Raw genomic sequence first — 13946 nt, 5'->3', positions numbered from 1 at the left:
TGTAACTATTTTGGTTTGTGTTTTATTTGAAATAATTGGCTTTACTTTGTTGACTATGAAGAAAAAAGGACAGCAATCTATAGGATAGCAAATAAAAGGAGTTGGGGATAACCCAACTCCTTTTAATGTATTACTATCATCTAAATTTTCACCCAAAGTTTTAAGTGAAAAATTTAATTATCTGATGTTATTTGATAAAGTGGAAAGACAAGTTTATTTCCAGAAAATATTTATAAAGAGTAAAATATGATCTTTTTCAAATCGGTGTTTATTCCACTTTATATTGTCCCATCATGCCGGCGTCTTCATGTTCAAGAATATGACAGTGGTACATGAAAATTCCGGGATACTTGAAAGTAGCAATCGCCCTGACCTTCTCCCCTGGATAGACAAGGAGCGTATCCTTCCAGCCGGATTCATTTGCTGGAGGCTGGCTGCCGTCACGGTCCAGAATTTGGAATTGGATCCCGTGAGCATGGAATGGGTGAGCCATTCCTCCCATCATCCCAGTGCTCTCATTGGAGATTTCCCAGATTTCTGTTGTATTGATATCCATGTACTCATCTATTCGATCCATATCCATTTGTTTACCATTTATATTTACATTTATTCCCATTCCTTGGAAAATGAATTCCCTTGTTTTTAAAGCTTTTGATGGATCTATTTTTACAATTTTTGCTAGTTGGTTTGGGGTAATAAAGTCTTTTTGTTTTTTATCAGTTACCATGAATTTCATGAATTCGGTACCTTGGTTTGTTAGTTCAACAGTATCGCCATCTTTAAATTCAGAGAAATCAACTATGATTTCCGCTCTTTCTCCTGGGCTGATCACCAATTTTGTCATCCCGACAGGCTGTTCAAGTAATCCGCCATCGCTCGCTATTTGATAAAAACTCTGGTTATTGCTGAAAAGCAACTCATAAATTCTGGCGTTTGAACCGTTCAACAAGCGAAAGCGCATTTTGCCTTTAGGTACCTCAAGATAAGGGTTAACTGCACCGTTGACAAGAATCGTGCCCCCCTGGAGGCCCATCATGACGTCATGCATTCCCAGTTTGTATTCAAACCTGCCATTTGCATCAAGCTTCTTATCCTGGATCACAAGTGGAATGTCGTTCACGCCGTACTCATTAGGGAGGTTCAAGTTATCTGAGACATCATCATCTACATAGAATAAACCTGCGAGTCCTTTATACACCTGCTCTCCAGTTTTGTGGATCAAGTGCGGATGAAACCATAAGGTTGATGCAGGCTGATTAATCGTAAACTTTGGATTCCAGGTTTCACCTGGCATAATCCGGGAGTGAGGACCGCCATCATTTTCCCCGTCTACTTCAAGCCCGTGCCAGTGGACTGTTGTCTCTTCCTTTAGGTTGTTTTTAACTTTTATAGAAACCTCATCACCTTTTCTGACTCTAATGACAGGACCGAGATAATTTCCATTGTAACCATAAGTGTCTGTCTCTTTCCCCTCAATGAATTCTTTTTTAGCGATTTGAGCTGAAAGCTGGAACTCAGCTTTATTTGGAATCGAACTGGTATTTTTAAGCAGCGGAGGAATAGGTAAAGGAGTGCCCCCGCTGAATGGAATTTCATTATTATCAGTTTCATTCATCATTCCGCCGTTGTTATTTAAAAATTTACTTACTCCAACAGGAACAAGAGAAATAGCTGCTAATCCTGCGGCTCCCTTTAAGGAATAAGAGAGAAATTTTCTTCTATTGTATTTATCGTATTTATCCATTAATGCAGTACCTCCTTATCAAATTGTGTTTTTAACCGGTGGGGGGTATTTTATAATTCTACCTTGTAAATATGCAAAAAGTATGTAGACCGAATTATAATGCACACAAAAATTTTGAAACTCAGGATCAGGATGCCCCTGCTTTTTTATTTTCCTACATATTTTCTCCATGATTCGATTTTATAGTTAAAGCATAGAGGCACACACAACATCACGAAAGGAGGGATTCCGATGATGGGACCTAGTTTTGCGGCTGCTGGCTGCGGGCCGATTGGCTGGTTTATCGGTTTGCTGCTGGTTGGCTTCTTGATCTACTTGCTGTTGAAAAACAAAAAGGGACCGGATCAGCCAAATCGTTCTGATTCCAGTGAAGCGATGGAACAATTGAAAATGAGGCTAGCAAAAGGGGAAATCGGCGTGGAAGAGTACCAGAAAATGAAGGAAACACTCTTAAAATAATCGCGTAACCTCCATACTTTCTACATCTTTTTGATAGAGAATGAAAGTATAAAGAAATGGAAAGGAGAAGGAAATGATGATGGGACCAGGTTACTTTGGAGGCTTTGGGATGGGAGGTGGATCACTGATGATGCTCATCATAATCCTGGCAATCGGTTACCTGCTGTATCTTGCTTTCAACCAGAACCAGAACAGAGGGAACAGCCAAACGCAACCCCGCCAGTCAGGGAGCAATGAAGCACTTGAGGTGGCAAAGGCCAGACTGGCACGGGGTGAAATCACTGTCGAGGAGTTTGAACAAATCAAGGAAAATCTACTATAAAAAACGTAAATAAGGAGTGTTTTATAATGATGAAAAAAACAATCATTACTGGAGCATTGGCAGCTGCCCTGATCGCAACGGGAGGAACGGGGCTATACATGGCATCAGCGAAAGAAAACCCTGCAGGGCCTTTCGATTATATGAAGCAGCAAGGAATTAATTTTAGCAATATGTCCAGCGTCATGGATGAGGGCAATTTTGAAAACATGCAGAAGTACATGGAGAGTCAGGGTGTCGACCTCAATGAAATGAACCAAATGATGGAGTCCGGGAATTTTGAGGATATGCAAAAATTCATGGATGAACAGAATATCAACTTTGGGCAAATGAAGCCATATATGCAGGAAATGCACCCCGATTTGAGCAATCAGGATCTGGAAGAAATGTATAAAGGCATGCATGGGACAGATGGAGCGGCCAACAGCAGGAAATTCGAGGGCATGGGAAATACAGCACTATAAACATACAGGCCGGTTGATCCGGCCTCCAATTAAAAATTTGAGGGAGGAATGGAACGATGTTTGCACTATTGATCCTGGCAATCGGTTTTTATCTGTATAAGACAGGCGATTTGCAAAAATTCTTTGGGAAAACGGATCCTCAGGATACTGGAGATGATCAAGCAAGAAAGATCATTGACCTGAGGTATGCCGCAGGGAAACTTTCTGAAGAAGAATACATGAAACTGAAAAATCTCATTTAATTTTAATATGGTTGAAAGGAGCAGATGAACATGATGGGCGGACATATGGGTTCTTTTGTAAATGGATACGGATTTAACGGTCCTTCTGGCTACAGCCAGTTTGGAATGATGCCGTATTTCAATTTCTCGACACTAATTTTCCTTGGGCTGATTGCGGTTGGAGCTTACCTTCTTTTCAAAAACCGGGCAGCCATCAATCCAAAGCCAGGGAATACACAGGCAATCGAAGCAGAAGAAATGGTAAAGCTGAGATACGCCAGAGGGGAAATCACCTTTGAAGAGTTCCAGCAAATCTTGAGAACCATCCAATCATGATTGGGGTGAAATGAAGTGATAAATCTTGTTTTAATTGCGATCGTCTTCTATTACCTGTTGAGGACAGGCGATTTATTCAAACTGGTCAAGCTGGCAAGGAAGCTGGTCGTTGACCTAATGTTTTCTTTCAAAAGGCAGACACAGGATTCATTTCAAAAGGAATCTCCAGCTGAAGCATTGAAGCTTCGTTACGTTAAAGGAGAAATATCCCAGAGTGAATATGAAAGGATTTCAAAAACCTAATTCTAAAATCTGGCTGCCTATTCGGCAGCTTATTTTAAGGGTTTGGGTTTTACTTTCATATTATTATAAAAGAGACGTAATGAATCCTCGCCCTTCCGTCCAAAGCCAGAGGTCATCGCTAGTGTGAGGCCTATCGGCCGTCTGCTTCCCTTCTTTTGCAAATACAAATACTCCTTGTAATCCATCTTCCTGCATGCAAACTGGGATCCGAGTTCATCCGGCTGGATTCGGTATTGAATCCCATCCTTATTAGCCAATACGACTTGGAAATCACTCCTGGATTATTGACTGGAAGGGATAGGTCTTGTTTAAAGACAATTTTTAAAAAAGTGCAGAAATTAAGGATTGAGCAGATTCATTTAATAAAAGAAACGGTAAATGTCCCAGCATTGACAAATATCAGGAAAAAACGTTGCACAAGTAAAAAAACATGATTTATAGGGGTTTAGATGAGTTTAACGATATGAATGGCTATTTTTTTAAGATGATCATCCTTATAAAATGCACAAATATCCTTTAATATGAAGATGGTTACTTTTTAACCCCCCTAGAAGAAACGGTCTGCATACAGCCGTTTCTTCATTTATAAAGGACCGAACCCGAAGACGTCGAGGAGATACTATACAAAATTATTACGGCGTCTTCATATAAAATTCAAAATTCCTCTGTATGATGATGGATATACGACTTGAATGAGGTGAAGTATGTGGAGAACTTTGAACCAATTAATCGAATAGCCCTGGAATTAGGGCCTATCACTATTTATTGGTACGGTATTATTATTGGATTTGGAATGTTCCTCGGGTGGATAATTGCTACAAGAGAAGCGACCAGACGTGGTTTGCAACAGGATGTGTTTTCGGATTTGTTGCTCTGGGCTATTCCTATCTCGATTCTTAGTGCGAGACTTTATTACGTTTTGTTCAAACTGGAATATTATTTGGACAATCCGGGACAAATTATCGCGATTTGGGAAGGTGGCATCGCCATTCATGGGGGATTGATCGGAGCAGTGGCAACAGCCATTGTCTATGCGCGAAAAAAAGGGATTTCCTTCTGGCAGCTCGCAGACATTGCTGCTCCAAGCATTATACTTGGCCAGGCGATAGGCCGCTGGGGAAACTTCATGAATCAGGAAGCGCACGGCACAGAGGTGACAAGAGTATTCCTTGAAAATCTAATGCTTCCAGACTGGATTATTAATCAAATGTATATAGATGGAAATTACTATCATCCAACCTTCCTTTATGAATCATTATGGAATCTCGCAGGATTCATTATCCTCCTTGGAGTCAGAAAGCTGGGAGTCAAACGAGGGGAAGTTTTTCTTACTTATCTCATCTGTTATTCTGCAGGCAGATTCTTTGTGGAGGGACTAAGAACAGACAGTCTAATGTTGACGGATGGTTTTAGGATAGCCCAGATCATGTCACTGGCTTTAATTGGCATAGCTCTTTTTCTATTCTGGTTTAGAAGGTATAAAGGGTTATCGGCAATGGGGTATAAAGATAAAACGGTCCAAAGGTAAGAGCAATTTCAACATCTACATTTGAATCTTATAAATGCTAGCTTGGAGACGCGATTGAATTATTGAAGAAGGAACTATCCCCATGCCCAAATAAGTTGCTTATAAGCCACCAGGGGCATGGCAACAGAGCAAACAGCATTACTTAGCAGTATATGCATATGAAAACGCAAGGTGTATGAAACCTTGCGTTTTAAACATTCTTATTTAACAATTTGGACTATAAGGAATAAATGATATAGTTAAGGTAACGTTTTTAAAAGGAGAATACTAGTATGGTAATACAACCAAATATGTCATCAAAGTCAATTATTGAGATTTGGGAAAACTCCGTGGTTGTCTTCCAGAAGTATAACATATCAATTTCAGCAGTACCTTTAGAAAAAGTGGTTGATGGCAATCGTCTTAATACACTACTTAAGGAATTAAATAATTTTCTAGGAAGTTCCTCGGCAACTTGTGTTGAAGGCGGATGACAACTTCCATCTAAACAGGAGTAGGTTACTCCTGTTAACATTATAAAATTCTGGAACCCCATAGTACCTAGTGTTATGGGGTTCTTCATCTTGGAGACTAACATTCTGAGGTGAACCTTTTTACATAAGAAAGTGCACGTCTTTCCATAACACCCTTCAATTCTTAACTTAATACCCGCACGGGAATAAATAGAGTAGATCAGGAAAGGAGTGTAGTTTATGATGAATGGTGGCGGGCCCGGTAATGGGATGGGAACAGGATTTTTTGGTCCAGGAATAATGGGAATACTGCTGGTCATTATAGTCGTGGTGGTTATAGCTGTAGCCATAGTGTTTTTTAAGAATAAGTCAAATCACAGTTCAACCAACACTGACGGCAACAACTCACTTGGGACATTGAAAGAAAGACTTGCGAGAGGTGAAATTTCAGAAGAAGAGTACGATCGTTTAAAACAAAAATTAGAGCAGTAATAGCACTTCTCGGTGGGTCGTCTTAGAGCCTCTCCTCACCGTCTCACATGTGGAGGGTACCTTTTAAATAGAAGCGCCAAGTACGGAAATATATTGTCTTAAGCGGCACGGAGCCGCTTTTTTCTTTTTAAACTTTACCCATACTCTTCAGTGAAAAATTCCTTAGTCTCGACAAAATCTCCATACCTTTTGTTTAGAATGATATTTAAATTACAAAAGGAGGGGACGGCATGTTCTATAGCAAAGAAACAGTAAACCGCCTTAAGAGAATTGAGGGCCAAATCAGCGGGGTTGGTAAAATGATGGAATCAGAAAAAGCATGTGCTGATGTTGTGAACCAATTGTCCTCTATTCGAAGTGCCACAGATAGAGCATTAGCTTACATTGTCGCAAACGATCTCCAAAATTCTCTCATAAATGACAAACACTCCATAAAAGAAGACTATAGTGCAGTAAATGAGGCTGTAAATATGTTAGTGAAAAGTTCATATATTTCTGCACAATTTGAGATGAATCAGTGAAACGATAGATTTACACTCCTTTTATCAGGGATGCATTCTGCGTACTTAAAGACGACATCAATGCAAATTTCACATTCATAATTTTTGCGGAATTATTTGGTAGTGTTTGATCAAAAACATGGAGATGAAGCTACATGTTGAATCGCCGGAAGTTTTTGGGGAAGTCTTTAAAAGGGACAGCAGGGATGTTGGCCCTTTCCTTTCTGCCGGCAGGTTTAAGTGCCTGCAGTAAAGAGGAAAGTAATATTGACACCAGTTCTATGGTAAATCTTGGTCCTTTAAACGAATTGGAGAAGGGCCCTTTCCAAAGAAAGTTTCTTATAAAGTAACAGTCCAGGATGGTTGGACAGAACAAAATCTGGACGGTTTTGTTAATGTGAACAAAACGAAGGAAGATGAATTGTTAATTATGTCTCCAGTATGTACACATCTCGGTTGCATCGCAGGTGAAGCGGAAGAAAAGAAAGTAAAGGAAGGAATTCAATTCTACTGTCCTTGTCATGGAGGAGAATATAACAAAAATGGAATAAATATTGGAGGACCGCCGCCAAGGCCATTGGATATTTTTGAAGGGTTTGTTAAGGATAACGACGTTTATATTCCTGTGTTAAGTCCGGCCAAAAGGACTTGAGATGTTTCCATAGCACATCAAGTTACAGAACTGTAGCCAAGGCGATTAAGGAATGGCGGAAATGACTTCGAAAACCTTACACTAAAAACCTGCTGACTATTTGGCGGCTTGCTTAGTTTTTCACATCCCCTATAAAAGGAAGAGGTTAGCTACAACATTTCTGCAGAAGTTGCCGTAAAATGGGCACATACCAAAAAGCAGATTACTCATCAGAAAGGATGGCTTCTGTTGGATCAAAATCTAAATGAAAAAAAAAAAGGTACAACCGAGTCTCGAAAGTTTATGACAGCATGGACAAAATGATCAGGGAAGACTGGAGGCGTGACTTGTTAAACCTTGCTTCCGGAAAAGTACTTGAAGCGGGGGTTGGGACAGGAGCGAACCTCGCTTCCTACCCAGACAGCATTCAGTCCTTGACTGGAGTGGATTTCAGCAGCGAAATGCTGAAGTATGCTAAACAAAAGGCATCCCGGCTCGCTCCTTATAACATCGAACTCATTGAGGCGGATATTCAGGAACTTCCCTTTCCAGACCACACCTTCGACACGATTGTCTCTACCTGTGTTTTTTGTTCCGTTCCCGACCCGGTACAGGGGTTGAAGGAGTTAAGAAGGGTTTGCAAACCGGATGGACAGATATTGATGCTCGAGCATATGAGAAGCGAAAACCCGATGGCGGGGGTGGTTATGGATGTGCTTAACCCCATAACAGTAAGGATGTGGGGTGCAAACATCAACCGTGAAACGATGGAAAATATTAAAGCAGCCGGATTATCCGTTGTAGGCGAAAAACGTCTGATGAGTTCAATCATGAGAAGACTGGTGTTATCTCCAGATAAATAGGCGAAAAACGGTTCAGGATATGAACCGCTTTTGTGGTGATTTAGTTTGTTTTTTGTGCTTTCATAAGTATAAGCTTCGTATTCGGACAAGACCGAGTTTTCAATAAAAGTACACTCTTAAATCTCAACCTTTACTCTTACTAATGATTGCCTGGAAAACAACTAATATTGCTTCTCCGTGTCACATATAGATAGAAGAGAAACCATGACAGGGGAGGACAGGCCAATGCAGATGTGGGAGAACTTGCTGGAAATGCCTGATGTCAAAAAGGCTGAATATAAGGAAGTATCTGGCGGCCGATATTTTAAGCTAAGGGCAGAGCCGATAAAAAGGGAGATTGTTTCAGGCATTGTCATTGATGGTGTTGGATACAACAATTCAACCTCGGCCCCTCTTTTAGTAGTTGTGGAGGGAGAAAACAGTCTATATTGAAGTTGAAAACAGACTCGAAGAAAAAACAGCGCTCCATGTACATGGACTATCAAAGCCTAATGTTCAAGATGGAATGCCGGAAATTGAACCAACTCCCTTTATCCATCCTGGAAAGTCACACCTGTATCAATTTGTAGCATGGCAAAGTGGTTCCTTTTTTTATCACTCCTCCAATCCGTTGCAAGAAAGCAATGGTTTAATGGGTGTATTGATCGTATTGCCAAGACAGGAGATAAAAATCCCTAACCGGGACTATGTATTGTTAATACAGCAATGGGAAATTGACCAGCCAGCGCTGAGTTCTTTGGAGTCAGAGGTGTTCAAGCCAAAGAACTTGAATCGTAACCCTAATTTTTTCACTATTAATGGAAAAAGCTTTCCGGACACAACACCACTCGATGTCCGCTACGGTGAGAAAGTAAGGGTACGGTTCATCAATAATGCCAACATGTCCCATACAATGCATATTCATGGGCATGATTTTAAAATAATCGAAGAAGATGCGTTTAAAAGAAAAGGGAAATATCTTGATACAATTAATCTGCCTTCAGGAAAAAGGTTTGATGTTGATTTAGTTGCTAGTAATCCAGGTATATGGCCGGTAAACGGAACGAAGCCATTCCACAAAACGAACAATGGAGTATCTCCTGGAGGGATGATCACAAGGTTACGCTATATTTAACGGTTCATTACTTAGTAGATTTCTTGAAAAAGAAATAAAGAATCCGCTTGGTGTTATTCCAGAGCGGATTTTTATGTGAAAATTTTCCTCTCCATGAAATCTCCATATTTATCAAGTACTCTTAAAGTGGAAGCTTCCATATCAGGAATGCAGTTTACTTACGCTAATCAATATAGTGTATGATAGATTAAAAAGACCGGAAAAATAGCAGTGATATAGAATAAATACCAGGGAGCATCCGATGAAATGGTATAGCAGATTCAATAGTGTATCTTTTAAAATTGGGATGATTTTCAGCGTCGTCTTCATTGCCTTGCTGCTGATCTTTGGATTGACGATGTACGGAATGTTTACAAATATTTTCGTCGATTATATTGAGCAGGAGCTGGTTGCGAGGGGAAACAATCACGCTAGTATTCTGAAAAAGAATTTTAAACAGTCAACGATTGACCATGTCGTTATGATGGAACAGGAAGTGCCAACAGAGGTTTTGATTTCCGATCCTGCTGGAAAAATAATCGCATCGTCTGCTGTTCCAGACAATGAAATGCTGGAGCATATAAATGCAGCTTCAAAGATTAAGGAAGGGAAAATTGCGGTAGGTGATTGGCGACAGCATAAATATGTTATATCTGTATCTCCCATAGGAAATGGTGAAGGCTACATTTATATGTATTACCCTTCATCCATTCTAAGAGACATTGTGTTCACCATGAATGTGCTCATCATTTCTGCAAGCATTGGCATCTTCCTTCTGGCATTTGGTTTGATTGGCTTCCTGTCGAGAAGGCTGACAAAACCTCTTTTGCAAATGGAGGAAGCCACAATGAACATGTCACAGGGGAAATACAGGCAGGAAATTTTTTATAAAGGCGATGATGAGATTGCGAAGTTAGGGAGCTCCATTCAGGCGCTCGGGGAGCAGCTTCAGTATTTTGAAGACAGCAGGAATCAGTTCCTTTCTGCGGTATCGCATGAAATCCGTACTCCACTCACTTATATCAGGGGCTACAGTGATGTATTGATGAAAGGCATGGCGAAAGATCCAGAGGAGAACCTCAAATATTTAGACATCATCAATAAGGAAGCTCAGCGTATTTCTTTTATGATCAATGATTTGTTTGAAATGAGCAAGCTGCAGGTAGGACAATTCGAATTGAATAAAGAACAGGCAGACATAAACAGAATCATTGAAAGAGTGGCTTCAAGCCTTAGACCGGCAGCAGAGAAAAAAGGGCTTGAAATTACAACGAATCTGGAAAGTGACCTTCCGTACTTAAATATGGATATTCACAGAATGGAGCAGGTTTTCTATAATCTGATTGAAAATGGAATCAAGTATTCAACCGAAGGCAGGGTATCAATTCGTTCTTTCCTAAAGAAAAGTCTTGTCATCATTGAGATAAGCGATACAGGCATAGGCATACCCCAACAAGAAATTCCACTTGTTTGGGAGAGGTTTTACAGGGTCGACCAATCAAGAGCAAGGAAAACGGGAGGAACGGGTCTCGGACTTTATGTGGTAAAGCAAATCATCGAGGCTCACGATGGTGATATCCAAGTCGAAAGCATGGAAAACCAAGGATCGGTTTTCACTATATACTTAAAAAACCAATAGGAGACAGTGATGAAAAAAATATTGGTAGTAGACGATGAATTTGAAATGAGACAGCTGATCGGGCTATATCTGCGGCAGGAAAGTTATCAAGTCGAAAATGCCGAAAATGGTCAGGAGGCTTTCGAAAAAGTAAAAAGGAATGATTTTGACCTAATCATCCTTGATATCATGATGCCTTTGGTGGATGGCTGGCAAACGATCCAACATGTCAGGAAGGTATCCGATGTTCCGGTCATCATGCTTACGGCTAAAAGCTCAGTCAAAGACAAGGTGGCCGGGTTGTCCAGTGGGGCAGACGATTATCTGGTGAAGCCTTTTGAGGCAGAGGAGCTGCTTGCGAGGGTCAAGGCTCTGCTAAGAAGATCCAAGAGTAAAGGAGCAGAGGATGAGATCCTGAAGTATCAAGGAATTATTATCAATCTTACTGCCAGGGAAGCCGTTTATAAGGATGTAATGTTATCCCTGACACACACTGAGTTCGATCTTCTGCATGCATTGATTGAAAATCGCGGCACGGTCCTGTCGAGGGAGCAGCTTGTTGATAAGATTTGGGGCATCGAGTTTACGGGAGATGACCGGACTGTCGATTCCCATATCAAGAACCTCCGTGAGAAGCTGAAAACTGCCGGAATCGGCAAGAACATCGTCAAGACAGTCTGGGGATTGGGATATAAAGTAGAATAAAGGTGATCATATGAAACGTTTATTGCCGGCTATAATATTGTCATTCTTCATACTGATGGGAATTTTTCTCCTTGTATTTGTCGTTCGGATGGTCTGGTTTCCTCCAGGACATATGGGCATGATGATGGGACGGGGAATGATGTATAATCATATGGTTTTTTGGTTCAGTCAGCTGATCTGGGTGGTTTTTATCATTGCGGGTATTCTCTTGGTCGTTTGGATTATTCTCAATAGAAAGCAGAAATAAATGACAGCTGTAAGAAAGCATTAAAAAAGCCTCATGGAGGCTTTTTTTGATGCTATTCTTCATCTTCAAGGTCATCTATTAATTTCTTCATTTCAGAAATCTCTTTCTTTTGGGCTTTAATAATGCTGTCTGCTAAACTCCGGACTCTTGGGTCTGTTATCTGAGCCCGCTCACTTGTTAAAATGGCGATGGAATGGTGGGGAATCATGGCTTCCATATAGTCTACATCATCAACCAAGACCTGGCTTCGCAATAAATAGAGTGAAACGAAGAAAACGACAAGGCTTCCAACAGCAATTCCTATGTTTAATTTGCGGTTTTTTAACATATTGCGCATAAAAGCCAACATAATCACAGCCATTGTGGCCCCCATTAAAAGGGCCATATAAGCCCTGGTTTCACTGAAAAAAACATGATCCAGCTTAAATGTGCTGAGATATTTAAAGATAAACATAACAATTGTAGAGACAATAACCATTCCGGCAAATTTCATATACGGTTTCATTAAAAAATCACCTCTAAAAATATTTTTTTGATGTATCTCCTTACTTTAATCAGTTACTGAAGTAAGTGATTAATAACTATTTGCACAAGCTGGCAAATCTTCCTTTGTTGTCTGTGGATCACATTCCGCTCTTGGTTCAGGTGCTTTTTCGATTTCCATCCATTTGTCCCTTCTGAACTGAATCAACAGAACGATGGCTCTCAAACCAATGTCAATGCCAATGGCAATCCAAACACCTGCCAAACCCCAGTCGAGCATGATAGCGAGGACATACACAAGAACGGTCCGGACTGCCCACATCCCAACAGCGGTCAAATACATAGGAAACTTTGTATTGTTTGCTCCCTGGAATGCCCCGGTCATGACAAGAAGGATTGCCAGCAGCGGCTGGAATACTCCCGAAATTTTCAATGCTGTACCGATATCTCCGATAACAGCCTGGTCTTCAGTGAAAAAACTGCCTGTCCATTCTCCAAGGAAAAATAAAAGAATTCCAAGAACCGTCATAGATATGAAAGCGAAATAAGTGGATAGTTTTGCATATGTCTTTGCTTCTTCGTAGCTTCCGGCTCCAACCTGCTGACCAACGAGAATAGTCGCAGCAGTAGCGAATCCATAGCCGATCATATAAGAAAAAACTTCAACATTGCCTGCTATTTGATGGGCAGCGAATGAATTAGTTCCCAAAGCCACAACAAATCCGAAATAAACGATTTGACCCGCACGCATCAATAATCTTTCACCAGCTGCAGGAGCACCGAGTGTCGAGAGTTCTTTCAGATGGGTTAAATCGGGTTTCCAGTAATCCCTGCGGAAGTTGAGAACTTTTTCCCGGTTTATATAGTAAACAAGGAACAGGCTTCCAACCATTCTGGAAAAGACTGTTGCGATTGCGGCACCGATAATGCCCATTTCTGGAATGAACAAAAACCCGAATATCAATAGATAGTCAAGAATTCCGTTTACGATGTTGATTACGACACTGACAATCATCGGGGACCTGGTATTGCCGGCTCCTCTTAAGATCGCACTCATGACAAACATGAGCGACATAAATACGGACGGAATTCCAACAATTCGAAAATACAACGCGCCGAGCTCTAATACTTCTTCTTCAATCCCCATTAATCTTAGTAAAGGTTCAGCAAAAAAGAGTGTTATGATTCCTGTGAGCAAACCAAAAGCAATCGAAAGGACGATGGACTGTTGAGAGATATGACGTGCTTTTTCTGGAAAGCCAGCTCCCATGAAATTTGCAATCCTTACATTTGCCGCAATTCCAATTGCCATGAATAAGGCAAAATAAATTGCAAGTAGGGCGTTTGTTACTCCTACTGCTGATACTGCAGCCAGGCTAATTTGTGAAACAAAATAAGTATCGACAAACCCGAGTATAGTTTGAAAGAAATTTTCAATCACGGCAGGAATGGCAAGGATGATGATCAGCTTTAACCTTGCTTTGTTCGTATCTGCTGCCATTATTTTGCTTGTTTCAATTCGTTGTTTCAAGACCACACCTCCTATCT

Annotated in this window: 20 protein-coding genes and 1 pseudogene; 18 read left to right on the top strand and 3 right to left on the bottom strand. The window is 40.7% G+C overall.

Features of this window, described 5'->3' with window-relative positions:
- Positions 1 to 268 precede the first annotated feature (268 nt).
- Entirely contained in the window at positions 269 to 1744 is a 1476-nt protein-coding gene (locus ACNAZ4_RS06785; protein WP_415813448.1) for a multicopper oxidase family protein, read from the bottom strand.
- A 231-nt stretch (positions 1745 to 1975) separates the two neighbouring features.
- On the opposite strand from ACNAZ4_RS06785, the gene ACNAZ4_RS06780 reads away from it, so the two are divergent.
- From ACNAZ4_RS06780 to ACNAZ4_RS06695, 18 genes and pseudogenes are all read left to right on the top strand, one after another.
- Entirely contained in the window at positions 1976 to 2203 is a 228-nt protein-coding gene (locus ACNAZ4_RS06780) for an SHOCT domain-containing protein (RefSeq protein ID WP_044390664.1), read from the top strand.
- 73 nt (positions 2204 to 2276) lie between these two features.
- Positions 2277 to 2525 carry an SHOCT domain-containing protein gene (locus ACNAZ4_RS06775; RefSeq protein ID WP_241768402.1) on the top strand — a complete coding sequence of 83 codons (249 nt, stop codon included), beginning with the start codon at positions 2277 to 2279 and terminating at the stop codon, positions 2523 to 2525.
- A gap of 26 nt (positions 2526 to 2551) precedes the next feature.
- Positions 2552 to 2986: a hypothetical protein gene (locus ACNAZ4_RS06770; protein ID WP_052806917.1), complete on the top strand. Its 435-nt coding sequence runs from the start codon at positions 2552 to 2554 to the stop codon at positions 2984 to 2986.
- A gap of 56 nt (positions 2987 to 3042) precedes the next feature.
- Positions 3043 to 3228, top strand: a complete 186-nt coding sequence (locus tag ACNAZ4_RS06765; RefSeq protein WP_044390661.1) for an SHOCT domain-containing protein — start codon at positions 3043 to 3045, stop codon at positions 3226 to 3228.
- A 30-nt stretch (positions 3229 to 3258) separates the two neighbouring features.
- Complete coding sequence (locus ACNAZ4_RS06760; RefSeq protein WP_044390659.1) at positions 3259 to 3543, top strand: SHOCT domain-containing protein; 285 nt, start codon at positions 3259 to 3261, stop codon at positions 3541 to 3543.
- A gap of 15 nt (positions 3544 to 3558) precedes the next feature.
- Positions 3559 to 3786, top strand: coding sequence for an SHOCT domain-containing protein (locus ACNAZ4_RS06755; RefSeq protein ID WP_044390658.1), 228 nt, complete (start codon positions 3559 to 3561; stop codon positions 3784 to 3786).
- Positions 3787 to 4492: 706 nt separating this feature from the next.
- Positions 4493 to 5314 carry a prolipoprotein diacylglyceryl transferase gene (gene lgt, locus ACNAZ4_RS06750; RefSeq protein ID WP_044390656.1) on the top strand — a complete coding sequence of 274 codons (822 nt, stop codon included), beginning with the start codon at positions 4493 to 4495 and terminating at the stop codon, positions 5312 to 5314.
- A gap of 272 nt (positions 5315 to 5586) precedes the next feature.
- The gene (locus ACNAZ4_RS06745) at positions 5587 to 5787 is read left to right on the top strand and encodes a hypothetical protein (protein WP_044390655.1); all 201 of its coding nucleotides are present in this window, start codon (positions 5587 to 5589) and stop codon (positions 5785 to 5787) included.
- Between the two features lie 219 nt (positions 5788 to 6006).
- The gene (locus ACNAZ4_RS06740) at positions 6007 to 6258 is read left to right on the top strand and encodes an SHOCT domain-containing protein (RefSeq protein ID WP_044390654.1); all 252 of its coding nucleotides are present in this window, start codon (positions 6007 to 6009) and stop codon (positions 6256 to 6258) included.
- Between the two features lie 230 nt (positions 6259 to 6488).
- Positions 6489 to 6779, top strand: coding sequence for a metal-sensing transcriptional repressor (locus ACNAZ4_RS06735; RefSeq protein ID WP_044390652.1), 291 nt, complete (start codon positions 6489 to 6491; stop codon positions 6777 to 6779).
- 376 nt (positions 6780 to 7155) lie between these two features.
- Positions 7156 to 7410, top strand: a complete 255-nt coding sequence (locus ACNAZ4_RS06730; protein WP_241768401.1) for a QcrA and Rieske domain-containing protein — start codon at positions 7156 to 7158, stop codon at positions 7408 to 7410.
- A gap of 290 nt (positions 7411 to 7700) precedes the next feature.
- Complete coding sequence (locus ACNAZ4_RS06725; protein ID WP_241768400.1) at positions 7701 to 8252, top strand: class I SAM-dependent methyltransferase; 552 nt, start codon at positions 7701 to 7703, stop codon at positions 8250 to 8252.
- 225 nt (positions 8253 to 8477) lie between these two features.
- Positions 8478 to 8684, top strand: a complete 207-nt coding sequence (locus ACNAZ4_RS06720) for a cupredoxin domain-containing protein (protein ID WP_044390651.1) — start codon at positions 8478 to 8480, stop codon at positions 8682 to 8684.
- Positions 8656 to 8853, top strand: a pseudogene (locus ACNAZ4_RS06715) (multicopper oxidase domain-containing protein); the annotation flags it as partial. The gene ACNAZ4_RS06720 and the pseudogene ACNAZ4_RS06715, both read left to right, overlap by 29 nt.
- Positions 8854 to 8883: 30 nt before the next feature.
- On the top strand, positions 8884 to 9366 hold the full coding sequence (locus tag ACNAZ4_RS06710; protein ID WP_415813526.1) for a multicopper oxidase domain-containing protein: 483 nt from the start codon (positions 8884 to 8886) through the stop codon (positions 9364 to 9366).
- Positions 9367 to 9607: 241 nt separating this feature from the next.
- Positions 9608 to 10984 carry a sensor histidine kinase gene (locus ACNAZ4_RS06705; RefSeq protein WP_044390649.1) on the top strand — a complete coding sequence of 459 codons (1377 nt, stop codon included), beginning with the start codon at positions 9608 to 9610 and terminating at the stop codon, positions 10982 to 10984.
- A 9-nt stretch (positions 10985 to 10993) separates the two neighbouring features.
- Positions 10994 to 11668 (top strand): response regulator transcription factor, encoded by a 675-nt coding sequence (locus tag ACNAZ4_RS06700; protein ID WP_415813445.1) that lies wholly within the window; start codon positions 10994 to 10996, stop codon positions 11666 to 11668.
- Between the two features lie 10 nt (positions 11669 to 11678).
- A complete protein-coding gene (locus tag ACNAZ4_RS06695) occupies positions 11679 to 11915 on the top strand; it encodes a hypothetical protein (RefSeq protein ID WP_415813444.1) in 237 nt (78 codons plus the stop codon).
- Positions 11916 to 11967: 52 nt separating this feature from the next.
- On the opposite strand, the gene ACNAZ4_RS06690 is transcribed toward ACNAZ4_RS06695, so the two are convergent.
- Positions 11968 to 12420, bottom strand: coding sequence for a DUF305 domain-containing protein (locus ACNAZ4_RS06690; protein ID WP_044390645.1), 453 nt, complete (start codon positions 12418 to 12420; stop codon positions 11968 to 11970).
- 69 nt (positions 12421 to 12489) lie between these two features.
- A complete protein-coding gene (locus ACNAZ4_RS06685) occupies positions 12490 to 13899 on the bottom strand; it encodes an MATE family efflux transporter (RefSeq protein WP_044390698.1) in 1410 nt (469 codons plus the stop codon).
- Between the last annotated feature and the right edge of the window lie 47 nt (positions 13900 to 13946).

The sequence above is a fragment of the Mesobacillus thioparans genome, from assembly GCF_965138835.1.
In the GTDB taxonomy this organism is placed as follows: Bacteria; Bacillota; Bacilli; order Bacillales; family Cytobacillaceae; genus Mesobacillus; species Mesobacillus thioparans.
This window is presented reverse-complemented; position numbering and strand designations above follow the sequence as displayed.

Bases quoted from the DNA above. Each gene is read 5' to 3' on its own strand.
- ACNAZ4_RS06785 (WP_415813448.1), bottom strand. From the start codon at position 1,744: ATGGATAAATACGATAAATACAATAGAAGAAAATTTCTCTCTTATTCC.
- ACNAZ4_RS06780 (WP_044390664.1), top strand. From the start codon at position 1,976: ATGATGGGACCTAGTTTTGCGGCTGCTGGCTGCGGGCCGATTGGCTGG.
- ACNAZ4_RS06775 (WP_241768402.1), top strand. From the start codon at position 2,277: ATGATGATGGGACCAGGTTACTTTGGAGGCTTTGGGATGGGAGGTGGA.
- ACNAZ4_RS06770 (WP_052806917.1), top strand. From the start codon at position 2,552: ATGATGAAAAAAACAATCATTACTGGAGCATTGGCAGCTGCCCTGATC.
- ACNAZ4_RS06765 (WP_044390661.1), top strand. From the start codon at position 3,043: ATGTTTGCACTATTGATCCTGGCAATCGGTTTTTATCTGTATAAGACA.
- ACNAZ4_RS06760 (WP_044390659.1), top strand. From the start codon at position 3,259: ATGATGGGCGGACATATGGGTTCTTTTGTAAATGGATACGGATTTAAC.
- ACNAZ4_RS06745 (WP_044390655.1), top strand. From the start codon at position 5,587: ATGGTAATACAACCAAATATGTCATCAAAGTCAATTATTGAGATTTGG.
- ACNAZ4_RS06740 (WP_044390654.1), top strand. From the start codon at position 6,007: ATGATGAATGGTGGCGGGCCCGGTAATGGGATGGGAACAGGATTTTTT.
- ACNAZ4_RS06735 (WP_044390652.1), top strand. From the start codon at position 6,489: ATGTTCTATAGCAAAGAAACAGTAAACCGCCTTAAGAGAATTGAGGGC.
- ACNAZ4_RS06725 (WP_241768400.1), top strand. From the start codon at position 7,701: ATGGACAAAATGATCAGGGAAGACTGGAGGCGTGACTTGTTAAACCTT.
- ACNAZ4_RS06720 (WP_044390651.1), top strand. From the start codon at position 8,478: ATGCAGATGTGGGAGAACTTGCTGGAAATGCCTGATGTCAAAAAGGCT.
- ACNAZ4_RS06710 (WP_415813526.1), top strand. From the start codon at position 8,884: ATGGGTGTATTGATCGTATTGCCAAGACAGGAGATAAAAATCCCTAAC.
- ACNAZ4_RS06705 (WP_044390649.1), top strand. From the start codon at position 9,608: ATGAAATGGTATAGCAGATTCAATAGTGTATCTTTTAAAATTGGGATG.
- ACNAZ4_RS06700 (WP_415813445.1), top strand. From the start codon at position 10,994: ATGAAAAAAATATTGGTAGTAGACGATGAATTTGAAATGAGACAGCTG.
- ACNAZ4_RS06695 (WP_415813444.1), top strand. From the start codon at position 11,679: ATGAAACGTTTATTGCCGGCTATAATATTGTCATTCTTCATACTGATG.
- ACNAZ4_RS06690 (WP_044390645.1), bottom strand. From the start codon at position 12,420: ATGAAACCGTATATGAAATTTGCCGGAATGGTTATTGTCTCTACAATT.
- ACNAZ4_RS06685 (WP_044390698.1), bottom strand. From the start codon at position 13,899: ATGGCAGCAGATACGAACAAAGCAAGGTTAAAGCTGATCATCATCCTT.